The sequence below is a fragment of the Kitasatospora sp. NPDC092948 genome (genome assembly GCF_044754805.1).
Taxonomy (GTDB): domain Bacteria; phylum Actinomycetota; class Actinomycetes; order Streptomycetales; family Streptomycetaceae; genus Kitasatospora.
Window position 1 is genome coordinate 138,095 of sequence record NZ_JBIVPU010000014.1, and the last position, 13,603, is coordinate 151,697.

The 13,603-nt window shown below is 73.3% G+C and carries 18 protein-coding genes and 1 riboswitch; of the genes, 2 read left to right on the top strand and 16 right to left on the bottom strand.

Features of this window, described 5'->3' with window-relative positions; translation table 11 throughout:
* Window positions 1–109: 109 nt before the first annotated feature.
* The 15 genes from ACIQF6_RS30505 to ACIQF6_RS30575 form a co-directional block, all read right to left on the bottom strand.
* On the bottom strand, window positions 110–274 hold the full coding sequence (locus ACIQF6_RS30505; protein WP_400900737.1) for a DUF6126 family protein: 165 nt from the start codon (window positions 272–274) through the stop codon (window positions 110–112).
* A gap of 39 nt (window positions 275–313) precedes the next feature.
* On the bottom strand, window positions 314–919 hold the full coding sequence (locus ACIQF6_RS30510; protein WP_400900738.1) for a helix-turn-helix domain-containing protein: 606 nt from the start codon (window positions 917–919) through the stop codon (window positions 314–316).
* 118 nt (window positions 920–1,037) lie between these two features.
* On the bottom strand, window positions 1,038–2,771 hold the full coding sequence (locus ACIQF6_RS30515; RefSeq protein ID WP_400900739.1) for a pyruvate dehydrogenase: 1,734 nt from the start codon (window positions 2,769–2,771) through the stop codon (window positions 1,038–1,040).
* A 141-nt stretch (window positions 2,772–2,912) separates the two neighbouring features.
* The gene (locus tag ACIQF6_RS30520) at window positions 2,913–3,173 is read right to left on the bottom strand and encodes a hypothetical protein (RefSeq protein WP_400900741.1); all 261 of its coding nucleotides are present in this window, start codon (window positions 3,171–3,173) and stop codon (window positions 2,913–2,915) included.
* A 71-nt stretch (window positions 3,174–3,244) separates the two neighbouring features.
* Window positions 3,245–4,354 carry a cytochrome P450 gene (locus tag ACIQF6_RS30525; RefSeq protein WP_400900743.1) on the bottom strand — a complete coding sequence of 370 codons (1,110 nt, stop codon included), beginning with the start codon at window positions 4,352–4,354 and terminating at the stop codon, window positions 3,245–3,247.
* Window positions 4,318–5,721, bottom strand: coding sequence for a cytochrome P450 (locus ACIQF6_RS30530; RefSeq protein WP_400900745.1), 1,404 nt, complete (start codon window positions 5,719–5,721; stop codon window positions 4,318–4,320). Before ACIQF6_RS30530 ends, ACIQF6_RS30525 begins: the two co-directional genes overlap by 37 nt.
* Window positions 5,718–6,314 (bottom strand): GTP-binding protein, encoded by a 597-nt coding sequence (locus ACIQF6_RS30535; RefSeq protein WP_400900747.1) that lies wholly within the window; start codon window positions 6,312–6,314, stop codon window positions 5,718–5,720. Before ACIQF6_RS30535 ends, ACIQF6_RS30530 begins: the two co-directional genes overlap by 4 nt.
* The gene (locus tag ACIQF6_RS30540; protein ID WP_400900749.1) at window positions 6,292–6,609 is read right to left on the bottom strand and encodes a DUF742 domain-containing protein; all 318 of its coding nucleotides are present in this window, start codon (window positions 6,607–6,609) and stop codon (window positions 6,292–6,294) included. Before ACIQF6_RS30540 ends, ACIQF6_RS30535 begins: the two co-directional genes overlap by 23 nt.
* 23 nt (window positions 6,610–6,632) lie before the next feature.
* Window positions 6,633–7,043 (bottom strand): roadblock/LC7 domain-containing protein, encoded by a 411-nt coding sequence (locus ACIQF6_RS30545; protein WP_400900751.1) that lies wholly within the window; start codon window positions 7,041–7,043, stop codon window positions 6,633–6,635.
* The gene (locus ACIQF6_RS30550) at window positions 7,027–8,286 is read right to left on the bottom strand and encodes an ATP-binding protein (RefSeq protein WP_400900753.1); all 1,260 of its coding nucleotides are present in this window, start codon (window positions 8,284–8,286) and stop codon (window positions 7,027–7,029) included. The genes ACIQF6_RS30545 and ACIQF6_RS30550 overlap by 17 nt, the downstream gene beginning before the upstream one ends.
* A 185-nt stretch (window positions 8,287–8,471) precedes the next feature.
* A complete protein-coding gene (locus ACIQF6_RS30555; RefSeq protein ID WP_400900755.1) occupies window positions 8,472–8,693 on the bottom strand; it encodes a hypothetical protein in 222 nt (73 codons plus the stop codon).
* Window positions 8,694–8,861: 168 nt separating this feature from the next.
* Window positions 8,862–9,044 carry a hypothetical protein gene (locus ACIQF6_RS30560; RefSeq protein ID WP_400900757.1) on the bottom strand — a complete coding sequence of 61 codons (183 nt, stop codon included), beginning with the start codon at window positions 9,042–9,044 and terminating at the stop codon, window positions 8,862–8,864.
* A gap of 31 nt (window positions 9,045–9,075) precedes the next feature.
* The gene (locus ACIQF6_RS30565; RefSeq protein ID WP_400900759.1) at window positions 9,076–9,654 is read right to left on the bottom strand and encodes a TetR/AcrR family transcriptional regulator; all 579 of its coding nucleotides are present in this window, start codon (window positions 9,652–9,654) and stop codon (window positions 9,076–9,078) included.
* A complete protein-coding gene (locus ACIQF6_RS30570) occupies window positions 9,654–10,475 on the bottom strand; it encodes an alpha/beta fold hydrolase (RefSeq protein WP_400900761.1) in 822 nt (273 codons plus the stop codon). Before ACIQF6_RS30570 ends, ACIQF6_RS30565 begins: the two co-directional genes overlap by 1 nt.
* A 120-nt stretch (window positions 10,476–10,595) precedes the next feature.
* Window positions 10,596–10,886 carry a YiaA/YiaB family inner membrane protein gene (locus tag ACIQF6_RS30575; protein ID WP_400900763.1) on the bottom strand — a complete coding sequence of 97 codons (291 nt, stop codon included), beginning with the start codon at window positions 10,884–10,886 and terminating at the stop codon, window positions 10,596–10,598.
* A 217-nt stretch (window positions 10,887–11,103) separates the two neighbouring features.
* A riboswitch (cyclic di-AMP (ydaO/yuaA leader) is annotated at window positions 11,104–11,267 on the top strand.
* 10 nt (window positions 11,268–11,277) lie between these two features.
* Here ACIQF6_RS30575 and ACIQF6_RS30580 point away from each other — a divergent pair.
* A complete protein-coding gene (locus ACIQF6_RS30580) occupies window positions 11,278–12,045 on the top strand; it encodes a M23 family metallopeptidase (protein WP_400900765.1) in 768 nt (255 codons plus the stop codon).
* Between the two features lie 100 nt (window positions 12,046–12,145).
* Here the strand turns inward: ACIQF6_RS30580 and ACIQF6_RS30585 are convergent, their stop codons facing one another.
* Window positions 12,146–12,958, bottom strand: coding sequence for a hypothetical protein (locus tag ACIQF6_RS30585; protein ID WP_400900767.1), 813 nt, complete (start codon window positions 12,956–12,958; stop codon window positions 12,146–12,148).
* A 50-nt stretch (window positions 12,959–13,008) separates the two neighbouring features.
* Here ACIQF6_RS30585 and ACIQF6_RS30590 point away from each other — a divergent pair, with 50 nt between their 5' ends.
* The gene (locus tag ACIQF6_RS30590) at window positions 13,009–13,587 is read left to right on the top strand and encodes a GNAT family N-acetyltransferase (RefSeq protein WP_400900769.1); all 579 of its coding nucleotides are present in this window, start codon (window positions 13,009–13,011) and stop codon (window positions 13,585–13,587) included.
* Window positions 13,588–13,603: the final 16 nt, after the last annotated feature.

Consider the following 13,603-nt stretch of genomic DNA (forward strand, 5'->3'; position numbering starts at 1 on the left):
GGCGCGGGGAACTGCGCGAAGCGGAAGGCACCACGTCCGCAAGATCGCGATGCAGGAGAGCGACCTGCACGTGAGCGCGACCTCACGGACGTGCTGCTGGCGGGGAAGGTCAGTGGTGCCGGCTGCCGACGTAGAACAGCAGGAACAGGAAGCCCACGAAGCCGTGGCCCGACACGATGTAGATCCAGACGCGGATCCACACCCGGTTGGAGGCGCGGTAGCCCGCGTCGAAGGTCTCCTTGTACTGCGGAACGGCGGGCTTGGTGTCGGCCATGGCGGTCTCCTGACGGTGGTGGCGGACGGGGTACGGGGGCTACAGGCGCGGGGCGTCGCCGAGGCACAGCTCGCCGGTGGGGCTCTGCAGCAGGGTGTGCACGAAGATCAGGTCGAGTCCGGTGTCGGAGTCGGCGGCGATGCAGTGCGGGGTCATCGAGTCGAAGTGCGCCGAGTCGCCCTCGCCGAGCAGGTGCACCCGGTCGCCCAGGGTGAGCTTCATCCGGCCCTTGGTGACGTACAGCCACTCCTCGCCGGGGTGCACCCGCACCACGGCGTCCTGGGAGCCCGGCGGGACGTGCACCCGCAGCGCCTGCATGGCCCGGCCCGGCGCACCGGCGCGCCGGTACCCCCAGCCGCCGGCCCGGCCGGGTTCGACCACGCCGCCGCGGATCACCGGGTCCGGCTCGGCCACCTGCTCGCCGAGCAGCCCGGACACGCTGCTCCCGTACGCCCGGGCGAGGCCGAGCAGCACCGGCAGGGAGGGCTGGCGCCGTCCGGTCTCCAGGCGTGACAAGTAGGCTGGCGACAGGCCGACCCGGGCCGCCGCCGTCTCCAGCGTGAGCCGGCTGGAGACCCGCTGTTCCCGGAGTCGCGCGCCGAGGCCCGCGACTTCGTGCTCGTCGCCCAGTGGACTGTCTGTCATGACTCCAGTCCACACCTTCTGTGCCTCAGCGGCAACAAACTTGCCCCACAGGCAAAGGTGGCGTGCCCCCCTCGACTTTCTCCAGTCTCCCCACCCTTATCCGGGTGTTACCCGCGGGTCAGGGCCGGGGAACGTTGCGCAGGTTGGAACGGGCCAGGTCGATCATCTTGCCGACGCCGCCGGTCAGGACCGTCCGTCCGGCGGCCAGCGCGAAGCCCTTGAGCTGGGTGGCGGTGATCCGCGGCGGGATGGACAGCGCGTTCGGATCGGTGACCACGTCCACCAGGACCGGGCCGGGCCGCTCCAGGGCGTCGGCCAGCACCTCGCGGACCTTCGCCGGATCGGTCACCCGCTTCGCCGGGATGCCGCAGGCCCGGGCGATCGCCGCGTAGTCCACGTCGCCGTTGTCGATCTCGAACTCCGGGTAGCCGGAGACCAGCATCTCCAGCTTGATCATGCCGAGCGCCCCGTTGTTGAACACCACGGTCTTCACCGGCAGCCGGTGCTTGGCCACCGTCAGCAGCTCGCCCAGCAGCATGCCGAGCCCGCCGTCGCCCGACATCGAGACCACCTGCCGCCCGGGGAACGCCAGTTGGGCGCCGATCGCGTGCGGCAGCGCGTTCGCCATCGAACCGTGCAGGAACGAGCCGATCACCCGGCGCCGCCCGTTCGGCGTCAGGTACCGGGCCGCCCAGACGTTGCACATGCCGGTGTCCACGGTGAACACCGCGTCGTCCGCGGCCACCTCGTCCAGCACCGACGCCACGTACTCGGGATGGATCGGCCGGTGCTTCTCGATGCCCGAGGTGTACGCCCCGACCACGGTCTCCAGCGCCCGGCAGTGCCGGGTCAGCAGCGCGTCCAGGAACGACCGGTCGGTCTTCTGCTCCACCAGCGGCAGCACCGCCCGCAGCGTCGCCGCCACATCCCCGTGCACCGCCAGCTCCAGCGCGGTGCGCCGGCCCAGCCTGGTCGCGTCGTGGTCCACCTGCACGGTGCGGGCCTGCGGCAGGAACGAGTCGTACGGGAAGTCGGTGCCCAGCAGCAGCACCAACTCGGCCTCGTGCAACGCCTCGTGGCACGCCCCGTAGCCGAGCAGCCCGCTCATCCCGACGTCGTACGGATTGTCGAACTGCACCCACTCCTTGCCGCGCAGCGAATGCCCGACAGGCGCTTGGAGCACCCCGGCGAGCTTCATCACCTCCTCGTGCGCGCCCCGCACCCCCGCGCCCGCGAACACCGTCACCGTTCCCGCCGCGTTCAACGCCTCGGCGAGCGCCTGCACCTGCGACCACGGCGGAGCCGCGACCGCCTGCTCGGTCAGGAACGTGCTCCGGCCGGTCGGGGCCGGCGCGGGCAGCGCGGCGACGTCGCCCGGGAACGCAAGCACCGCGACGCCGCGGGCGCCCAGCGCGTGCTGGATGCCCACCCGCAGCAGCCGTGGCGACTGCGCCGGGTTCGACAGCAGTTCGCACCAGCCGCTGCAGTCCGTGAACACCCGCTCCGGATGCGTCTCCTGGAAGAACCCCGTCCCGATCTGCGCCGACGGAATGTGCGACGCCAGCGCGAGCACCGGGACGCCGCTGCGATGCGCGTCGTACAGCCCCTGGATCAGGTGCGTGTTGCCCGGACCGCAACTCCCCGCGCACACCGCCAGCCGCCCCGTCAGCTCCGCCTCCGCGGCGGCGGCGAACGCCCCCGCCTCCTCGTTCCTGACGTGCACCCAGGAAATCCCCTCGGCGCGCCGGATCGCATCCACCACCGGATTCAGGCTGTCCCCCACCACCCCGTAGACCCGCTCGACCCCCGCCTGCTGAAGCACTTCCACCATCTGGTCGGCCACGCTGCCCACGGGATCACCTCACGCCACGGGGGAATTCGGACCAGCCGACCATATCGGGCGAAAGTGGACACGAGGGGGCGCGAAACCAGGGAGTGCACCACCGGCGGTGTGTGGGGTACCCGGCTGCGCGCCCGCTCGCGTCCGCTCCCCCTACCTGTTGCCGTCGAGCGTGGCGCCCAGCGCCTCGCAGGCCCCCGTCGCCCGGTCGACGACCTCGCCGACCACGGGGTAGTTCGCCAGGTCGCGGTGGCAGAGCTCGCTCGACGAGGGCATTTCGCCGTGGTAGCCGGTGTCCAGGCCGTGGGCCTGGGTGAGCTGGCCGGTCTGGAGGATGGGGCCGGCGGCGGCCGGGGTCGCGCCGAGGGCGAGGCCGGAGAGGGAGAGGGCGGCGAGCGCGGTGAGCTTCTTCATGGCCGGTGCAACGAGAACCGCCCCCGCCCGGTCACGTGCGTCGACCGGACGGGGGCGGCCCCGAGATGCTGTCAGGAGGTGCGCACCAGCAGGGTGCTGACGCTGTTGCTGACGAAGGAGGCGATCGGCCGCGGGTCCGCGCCGTCGGCCATCCGCAGGGCGGGGTAGCGGGCGAACAGCTCGCGCAGCGCCGTCTCGGCCTCCAACCGGGCCAGCGCGGAGCCGATGCAGAAGTGCGGCCCGTGCCCGAGCGCCAGGTGGCGGTTGTTCTCCCGGGTCAGGTCGAACCGGTCCGCGTCCGCGTAGTGCCGGTCGTCGCGGCCGGCGGCGGCGTACGAGGCGAGCATCGCCTCGCCGCGCCGGATCAGCACGTCGCCGACCTGGATGTCCTCCAGCGCGTAGCGCATCGGGAACTGGCCGACCGGGCCGTCGTAGCGGAGCGTCTCCTCGACCACCGCCGACCAGGGGATCGAGCCGTCGAGCACCAGCGCCAGCTGCTCGGGGTGGGCGAGCAGGGCGCGCACCGCGTTGCAGATCAGGTTGAGGGTGGTCTCGTGGCCGGCCACCACCAGCTGCATCAGGATGCCGATGAGTTCGGCCTCGCTGAGGCCGTCCTGCTCCTCGCGGGCGGCGATCAGCGCGGTGGTCAGGTCGTCCGCGGGCTCGGCCCGCTTCGCGGCGGCGACCTGGGCCAGCAGCCCGGCCAGGTCGCGGGCGGCGGCGGCGCCCGCGCCGGGGACGGCGGAGGAGCTGACCAGGGTGTCGGACAGCGCGTGCAGCAGGTCCTGCTGCTCCACGGCCAGGCCGAGCAGCTCGCCGATCACCTGCATGGGCAGCGGATAGGCGAAGTGGGTGCGCAGGTCGAAGTCGCCGTCGAGGTCGGCGATGCCGTCCAGCAGACGGCCGACGCGCTGCTCGATGGCGGGGGCGAGCGCGGCGATCCGGCGCGGGGTGAGCGCCTGCGAGACCAGGCCGCGCAGGCGGCGGTGGTCGGCGCCGTCCGAGGTGGTCATGCCGGGCACGGTGATGAAGGTCATCAGCGGCCAGCCCTCGGGCAGCCGGTTCTCCTGGTACAGGTTCCAGTGCTTGGCGTTCTTGCCGACCCGCGGGTCGGCAAGCAGCTCCTGCAGGGTGTCGTGGTGGGTTATCGCCCAGACCACCACGCCACCAGGTAGCTCCACCAGCGTGGCCGGTCCGTTGGCGCGGAGGCGCTCGTTCTCGGCGTGCTGGTCGGCCCCGAGTGGGTCGAGTCTGACGGGCTGGAGCTGCTCTGCGGTGTCCATGCGGTCCTCTCGGGCGTGGCGGGGCGGGGCGGTACGAAGGCGCTGTACAGCACCGGCAGGCTGACCAGGGCGCGCGACCAGGGGGACGGGCGCCACTTCAACTCGTGTGCGGGGATGGCGAGTTGGAGGTCGGGGAGGCAGTGCAGGAGGGTCTCGATCGCGGTCTCGACGATCAGCCGGGCCGGGTCCTGCGCGGGGCAGACGTGCCGGCCCGCGCCCCAGGCGAGGTGCGCCCGGTTCCCGGCGATGCCGTCCGGGCCGTGCGCGGCCGGGTCGTCGTTGGCGCCGGCCAGACCGAGCACCAGCATGTCGCCGGCGCTGATGTACTGGCCGCCCAGGACGGTGTCGGAGACCGCCCACCGGCCGGGGAAGTTCTGCACCGGCGGGTCGCGCCACAGCACCTCGTCGAGGGCGTCCGCGACGGTCGCCCGGCCGCCCGTCAGGGTGGTGCGGAAGCGGCGGTCGGTGAGCAGCAGCCGCACCGTGTTGCCGATCCAGTTGATGGACGGCTCGTTGCCGGCCACCAGCATCACCATCAGGTTGTGCACCATCTCCTCGTCGCTGAGCGCGGCGGGGTGGGCCAGCAGCCAGGACACCAGGTCGGCGCCGGGCCGGGTGCGGCGGCTGACCACCAGGTCCGTCAGCAGGCCGAAGAACTCGGCGGCGGCGCGCTGCGAGTCCTTGCTGCTGTCGACCAGGTCGGTGATCAGGCCGACCATGCGCGGGCCGTCCTCCGGGGGCAGGCCGAGCAGCCGGGTGAACACCAGCAGCGGCAGCCGCCGGGTGAACTGGGTGACCAGGTCGGCGGTGCCGTCCGGGCCCCAGCTCTCGATCAGCGCGAGCGCGGCCTCCTCGGTGGTCTCCCGCAGCTGCTGGTGGTCGATCTTCGCCAGCGTGTCGGCGACGGCGGTGGACAGCCGGTGGTGGGCGGCGCCGTCCATGCTCTGCAGGGTGGGCCGCCACATGGTCATCGGGATCAGGTGCGAGTCGGCCCGCAGCCGGCCCTCCTGCTGCACCCGCCAGCGCCGCGAGTCCTTGGAGAACAGCTGCTCGTTGCGGGTCAGTTCGAGCATCTCCTGGTAGCCCAGCACCAGCCAGGCCTCCACCCCGGGCTCCAGCTCGATCGGCGCGACCGGGCCGTGCTGGGCGCGCAGCCGGGCGTACAGGCTGTGCGGGTTCTCGGCGACCGCGGCCCCGTAGAGCGGGGAGCCCTGGGCGCGGGTGTACGGGCAGCCGGTGGCCGCCCGGTGGTCGGGGACGGTCACGGCAACTCCTCGGCGACGGCCCGCAGGTGGTCCACGAAGTCGATCAGCAGCTGGTGCGCGGCGTCGGGGTCGCGGACGTCGCAGGCCAGGATCGGGACGTCGGGCAGCAGGTCGAGGGCGGTCCGCAGCTCCTCGTCCGAGTGGTCGGGGGTGTCCGGGAAGACGTTGACCGCCACCGCGAACGGGATGCGGTGCTCCTCCAGCAGGCCGAGGACGTCGAAGGACTCCTCGATCCGGCGGGAGTCCACCAGCGCGATCGCGCCCAGCGCGCCGCGCGACAGGTCCTCCCACAGCGGCCAGAACCGCTGCTGGCCGGGCGTGCCGAACAGGTACAGCGCCAGGTGCTGGTTGAGGGTGATCCGGCCGAAGTCCAGCGCCACCGTGGTGGTGGTCTTCTCCGGACGGCCCGTCAGGTCGTCCACCCCGGCGCCGGCCGTGGTCATGGTCTCCTCGGTGCGCAGCGGAGCGATCTCGCTCAGCGCACCGACCAGCGTGGTCTTGCCGACCCCGAACGGGCCGGTGACCAGGATCTTGACCGCCCCCTGGACGGTGGACGGCAGATAGGTCGGCTCAACGGAGCTGACGGAGGCCAACCAGCACCTCCTCGAGCAGTGCGAGCGGGACCTGCTCGGCCTGCCGCACCGGCGGCAGGACCTGCACGGCCCCGAGGTCCAGAAGATCGCCGACCAGTACCTTCAGCACACTGATCGGCAGGCCGAGGTGGGCGGCCACCTCGGCTATCGACAGCAGTTCCCGGCACAGCGCCAGGATCGCCTGCTGCTCGCGGTTCAAGGCCGTGCCGTCGACCGTGGCGCCCGGTACGGTCCGCACCAGGCTCTCGAACTCCAGCACGTTGCGGCCGGCCCGGCTGCGACCGCCGGTGATCACGTAAGGCCGAACCGGCCCCCGCCTCACCGCACGTCCCCGGCGGTGGCGTGCTCCTGCCGCGGTGCGGCGGTCAGGTGGCTGCCGATCCGCTCGACCAGGGTCTGCATCTGGTAGGCGACCAGGCCGGCGTCCACCGACTCGGTGGCCAGCACCGCCAGGTGGGTGCCGGCGCCGGCGGCGACCACGAACAGGTATCCGCCGCCGAATTCGATGATGATCTGTCGGGTCGGCCCGTCGCCGAAGCCCTGCGCCACGCCCCGGGACAGCGACTGCAGTCCGGAGCAGGCGGCGGCCAGCCGCTCGGCGTCGTCCCGGCCGATCTTCGGGCTGCGGCCCATCTCCAGGCCGTCGTTGGACACCACGACGGCGTGCTGGACCTCCGGGACGGTGACGATGTCGGTCAGCAGCCAGCCGAGATCAGGGGTTGTGGTCATGGGAATCTCCTGAGCGCTGCGGTTCTTGGGGGGAAGCGGGGAATGCGTCGTGACGGCCCTGGTCGGACCGCCGGTCCTGCTGGGCGGCCGAACGGCCGCTGGCGGTCCCGGCCTGGAACTGCGACAGGAACGTCTGCGCCTCGCGCGCACAGCGCGGCGGCGGCGCGGGCCGCTCCTCGGCCCGGGACCCGGTCTGCTGCGGGGCGCTGCCCCGGCGGTTGACCCGCCGCGGCAGGGCGCCGCTCTGCGGGGGAACGGCCGGCTGCCCGGGGTCGGCCGCGACGACGGCCGCACGGGAGGTCGCGGCCGGCACCGCTGCCGGCTCGGTGCGCGGGAGGCTGCTCGGCACCGACAGCGGGTCGGTGAGCAGGGCGGACGGCAGCAGCACGACCACCCGCACACCGCCGTACGGCGAGGGCGCGGAGTTGATGGTGACCCGGAAGCCGTACTGCTCGGCGAGCCGGCCGACGGCGGCCAGGCCCAGCTGCGGGACTTCGCCGATCCGGGAGACCTCCAGCGAGCCGCCGCCGTTCAGCGCCGCGCCCGCCTTGGCCACCGTCACCTCGGTCATGCCGACGCCGCAGTCGTCGATCTCGATGACCGCGCCGTTGTGGACCGGCATCAGCGTGACGTAGACCTGCGAGCTGGGCGGCGAGTAGCGGGTCGCGTTGTCCAGCAGTTCGGCGACCGCGTGGATCAGCGCCTCCGCGGCGGCGCCGAGCACGGCGGTGTCCACCCGGCTGTGCACGACCACCCGCTGGAACGGCAGGATGCGCGACTGGGCGCCGCGCACCACGTCCTCCAACGGGACCGGGTCCGGCCAGTGCCGGCCCGCCCGGGAGCCGCACAGCACCGCCAGGGTCTGGGCGAGTCGGGCCTGCTGGGCGGCCGCGTGGTCGGCGCGCAGCAGGCCTTCGAGCAGCACCGGGTCGTCGTGGGTGCGCTCCATCTCGTCCAGGCCGGCCTGCTGGTCGTGCGCCATCACCAGGATGCGGCGGGCCACGCTGAGGAAGGCGCGGCGGGTGGCCGCGTTCATCTCCTGCTCGCGCAGAACCGATTCGGCACCGGCCTGACGGGCCGCCAGCTCGACGGCCAACCGGTCACGGGTGGTGGCGAGTTCGTCCTCGGTGTCGGCCAGCCGGCCGCGCAGCGTGCGGGTGACGGCGCGGTACCGAGCGGTGGCCGCGAGAGCGAGAAGAGCGAGCAATGCGGCTGCTGCCAAGCACCATTGAGTGGTCGTCACGCGCGAATTCTAGGGCGGACTTCCTACGTGCGTATGAACTGATCGAAGCATTGCTGTTCAGAGCGCGTCAATGTCGGACAGAACCGCCGTAGCCGGACGCCCATGACAGGGCGGTTCGACGGCTCGGCGGCAACGCGCCTGCGCCGGGACGGATTTCACGCAGCGTCACCTTCGGCGGGTGACGGTCACTGACCGTCGACCTCGCCGTACGACTGCTGCTCCTTCGCCGGCACCGGCCGCAGCGAGCGCAGCCCCCGGGCCACCGCGAAGCCGCGCGCCAGTACCGCCCCCCACCGCTCCGGCCGGGGCTCGCCGACCCGTGCGGCGGACACCACCCCGTCGGGGGAGGTCCGCGGCGAGGGGATCAGGCCCGTGCCGGCCTCGGTGTGCTGAGTCGCCTGCGGCATCACTGTCCTCCGTGCTTGTCGGTCACACCGTGGAACTTCTCTATGCGGTATGACTTCCCGACCGAAGGACAGTGTTACGCACCGGTGGTGACGGAAAGATGATGGACCGGTTGCGAAAAGGTGTGGAGGGGCGCGCGTGGGGGGCGTGTGCGCAGGTGGGAGCCCCTGTCAGGCGGGCGAGCCGTCCTCCTGGACGTTCTCGGCGAGCGGCCGGTCCGGGGCGGAGAGGGTGTCGGTGTGCGGGGTGGTGCCGCCCGCGTGCTCGTGGGTGGCGTGCGCGCTGGGCGCGGTGAGCGAGGCGACCACGCCGACGGCGAGCGAGGCAAAGGCGAGCAGGCTGCGCTTCTTCATACCGGGTAGAACGCGCCGGACCCCCGACAGGTCACGCGGTGCGTCCGCCCGGCCAGTGCGCGAGGCCGTCGACCAGCACGCCGGTCAGTCGCTCCAGCGTGACGTCCCGGCCCTCGGCGAGCTGGAACGCCCCCGCCGTGGTCAACGAGGCGTAGCCGTGGGCCACGGCGCGCAGCGTGCGGGCCGCGTGCACCGCCTCGGACCCGTCCAGGCCGTACCCGCGCAGGACGGCGAACAGCACGTTCACCAGCCGCTCGCCGGCCGCGGTCAGCTCGGGGTCGGGGTCGGGGGCCTGCGGCAGCGCGGCGTACCGCCGGGGGAACCCGGTGGCGTACCCGGCGTAGGCGGTGAGCAGGGCGGCCACCGCCTCGTCGCGGGAGTGGCCGAGCGCGGCGGCGGCCAGGCGGTCGGTGAGGTCGTCCAGGGTGCGGACGGCGACCAGGCGGCGCAGCTCGGGCAGGCCCCCGGGGACGTGCTTGTACAGCGACGGGGTGGCGACGCCGGCCTTGGCGGCGACGGCGGCCAGGGTGAGTGCCTCGGCGCCCTGGGCGTCGATCAGGTCGAGGGCGTGGTCCACCACCGCGGTGGGGGAGAGTCCGGCGCGGGCCATCAGCGGGCGACCTCGTTCAGGAAGGGGAGCAGGGCGTCGGCGACGGCCCGGGGGTGGCCGGCCATCGGGTAGTGGCCGCCGTTCTCGATCATCACCTTACGGCCGCGCAGTGCGGCGGCCTGCCGGTCGGCGATCAGCTCGGGGTTCGGGAAGTCGGGGTCCTTGCTCCCCATCAGCACCAGGGCGGGGACGTCGACGGCCTCGCACCAGCCGACCGGCGCGGAGTCGCCCTTGAGGTAGCCGCGCAGTGCGGCCTTGCGGGCGGGGTCGCGCAGCATCTCGGCGAGGCCGGCCCGGTAGGCGTCGAAGTCGGCGGGCCGGTCGGTCGGGTAGTAGAACTTCTGCAGCGCGCTCCACAGGCCGGGGAACGCGGCCACCAGCGGACCGACCAGCCCGAACAGAGCCTTCTGGAAGCCGTTCAGCGGGAGGTTCTCGACGAAGGCGTCGATCAGCACCACGCCGCCGGTCCGCTCGGGGGCCAGGCCGGCCGCGCGGACCACGGTGGCGCCGGTGTAGGAGTTGCCGACCAGCACGGCGCCGTGCAGGTCGAGATGGGCGAGCAGGGCGACCAGGTCGTCGGCGATCGCGGCGGGGGTGTAGTCGGTGAAGCCGGTGGAGGACTCGCCGAGGCCGCGCAGGTCCATGGTGATCACCCGGTGCCCGGCGGCGGTCAGCAGCGGGGCGAGGTGCCGGTAGGCGGCGCGCTTGTCGAGCATGCCGGGCAGCAGGACCACCGGGACGCCGTCGCCGCGGCTGTCGTCGTAGGCGATCCGGCCGCCGGTGACGTCGAGGTACCGGGTGGTGCCGGGGGTGCTGTTCATCGCGGGCCTCCTGGACGGGCGTTGCGGTGCGCCGGGCGCCGGAGGCCCGGCCGACTGCCGATAGCCATAAAGCTAAGGCTAATAGCCTTAGCCGTCAAGGCGGGGCGGCCGGCCCGGGCGTCAGATGTTCTCCACCTTGAACGGGTCGTGCTCGGAGAGCAGCTTGTCGAGCCTGGCCTTGTCCACCCGGCTGGTGATCGCCCCCTCCTCCTGGCGGTCCCGGATCACCTTGGCCAGCGTGAACGCGGAGGTGATCTCGTACAGCAGCCCGACGGCGAGGAAGGCGCGCATCCAGGAGCTGACCGGCAGGTAGGCGATCCCCAGGGAGAGGGCGACGGTGGCCAGCCCGAAGGAGACGGCGGCCTGGGCGAAGTAGGCGGCGGTGGTGCGGTGCGGAACGGGTGCGGTCATGGCAATCAGGGTCGCGTCGGCCCGGGGCCGGGGCGTGAGTACGGATACTCAATCGCGCGGTCACCGTCCGTCGGGTACCCCCTGGCGAACCGTCACAAATCGCCCATAGGTCGTCAGGAAATCTTCGCGGTCTCCATGGAGGCGCTTGGAATCATGGGGTCCATAGGATTAACGTTTGATAACGCAGCGCGGTCGGCAACGCCGTAACCATGCGGCACCGTGCGCCACGCCTAATCCACTTGGGCACACCCCTCGGGGCGTCCCAGGAGCCGGGGAACCACGTTCCACCGGGGTGAATCGGGACGGCCCTGGGCCCGACCGTAGGAGACCTTCCACCTCCGAACCCGTCAGCTAACCCGGTCGGCGACAGGGAAGGAAGGAGCACGCCCCCGTGGCGTCGACCTACACCGAGAGCACCGGCACCCAGCTGCTCGACCACCCGGTCGAGCCGGAAGTCGCCCGGCACCGACTGCCCCGGCAGTCCCGCACCGGCGCACCCCTGCTGGGCGTCACCGCGATGACCGCCGCGCTCGGCGCCACCGGACTCGCCGCCGCCCCCGCGCAGGCCGCCGCCCCGACGCCCGTCACCGCCGCCGACGAGGTCTCCGACGGACTGCTCGCCGCCGACCCCGGCCTCGCCCTCGCCGCCCGCATCCAGCAGCAGGCCGACGGCCAGCGCACCGCCGCCGACGAATCCGCCCGGCTGGCCGCCGCCCAGGAGGCCGAGGCCAAGCGGGCCGCCCAGCAGGCCGAGGCCGACCGGGCCGCGCACACCCTGCCGGTGGCCGGCTACCAGCTGACCGCGCAGTTCGCCCAGGCCGGCTCGCACTGGGCGCACCTGCACACCGGCCTGGACTTCGCCGCCCGCACCGGCACCCCCGTCGCCGCCGTCGCCGGAGGCGCCGTCACCTCGGCGGGCTGGTCCGGCCCCTACGGCTACCGGGTCATCCAGACCCTCCCCGACGGCACCGAACTCTGGTACTGCCACCTGTCCCGGATCGTCACCGCCTCCGGCCCGGTCGCGCCCGGCACCGTGCTCGGCGCGGTCGGCGCCACCGGCAACGTCACCGGCCCGCACCTGCACCTGGAGGTCCGCCCCGGCGGCGGCGCGCCGATCGACCCGCTGCCCTGGCTCCGGCAGCTCGGCCTCCAGCCGTAACCCGCGCGCCCGCCCACGGCCGCCGCCTCCCGGCCGGGGCCGGCGGCCGAGGGCCGACGCGCGCAGGCCGGCCGCGGCCGTGCCGACCGGGCCGGGACGCTCAGTACACCTCGGGCGCCAGCTCCGGGAACTCCTCCAGCAGCAGCCGCGGCAGCCCCGGCACCGTCCACTCGCCGCACAGGTCGATCGCGGCCTGCGCCACCGCCTCCTCGAAGTCCTCGAACTCCCCGGCGAGCTCGGCCGGCATCGGCAGGCCCCGGGCGTTCAGCTCGGCCAGGTTGCGGTAGGAGCGCCGCATCAGGCCCTGCTCCAGCAGCCGGCGCGCCCCGTCCGTGGACACCCCGACCAGCAGCGCCCGCTCCGGGCCCCAACCGCCGTCCGGCTCCACCCCCGGCACCCGCTCGTAGGCGGCGAAGCGCTCCTCGACGTCCAGCGCCCGGAACTCCTCCAGCCAGTCCCGGACCCGCTCCAGGTCCTGCACCGGCACGCCGTCCGCGCGCAGCAGCAGCGTGTACAGCCGGGGCCAGGTCAGCAGGTCGGACCGGAGCAGCAGCGAGTCCACCAGCACCTCGCCCTGCCAGTCGGTCTCCTCGCGCAGCTTCTCCAGCCGCTTGGCGTTCAGCCGCCGCGCCGCCCGCTGGCGCTCGATCAGCAGCCGCACCGCCGCCGGGTACGCCCGGCCGTCGCCGTCCGGCTGGACGTACAGGTGCAGCTGCTCGTACAGCAGATGCTCCAGCACCGGCGAGGTCAGCTCCGGGAAACCGTCGTGCAGCCGGGCGCCGCCCAGCTCCAGCAGCGTCAGGACGGTTTGCACCGCATGCTCGGGCACCGCCTCCAGCCCCTCCTCGGCGGCCCACTCCAGCAGGTCGGCGACTCGGGTACGGGGAAGCAGGTGCAGGTCTTCGTCGTCCACCCCGGTACGTTAACCGGTCCGCGCGGGGTCGCCCGGTAGGGTCGAGCGTCATGGAAACCGTCCGGCTGACCGGCGCCCGGCTCACCTTGCGGGAGTACCGCCACACCCCCGAGGAAGTCGCCGCGCTGCACGCCGTCCACGGCGACCCCCGCGTCGTCCGCCATCTCCCGTTCGACGCCGCCGACTTCGAGGAGTGCGCCGACCAGATCGAGCTCTACCTCGACGAGGCCGAGAGCGATCCCCGCGGGCACTACCGGCTGGCCGTCGACGACGCCGCGGGCGAGCCGATCGGCCAGGCCGCCCTCACCCGGGACGGAGCGCACGCCGCCCAGCTCGGCTGCGTGCTGCGCGCCGACACCTGGGGCCGCGGCTACGCCGGGGAGGTCACGGAGCTGCTGTGCGCGCTCGGCTTCGACACCCTCGGCCTGCACCGGCTGTTCGCCCGCACCGACCCCGACAACCAGGCCGCCGCCCGGGTGCTGGTCAGGGCCGGCTTCCGGTACGAGGGCCGGATCCGCGCCGAGTCGCACTGGGGCGGCAGCTGGCACGACGCCCTCCAGTACTCGCTGCTCGCCCCCGAATGGCGGGCCGTGGCCCTCGGCGCCCCCGCCCGGCGACCCGGGGGTTAACCCCACCTCCGATCGG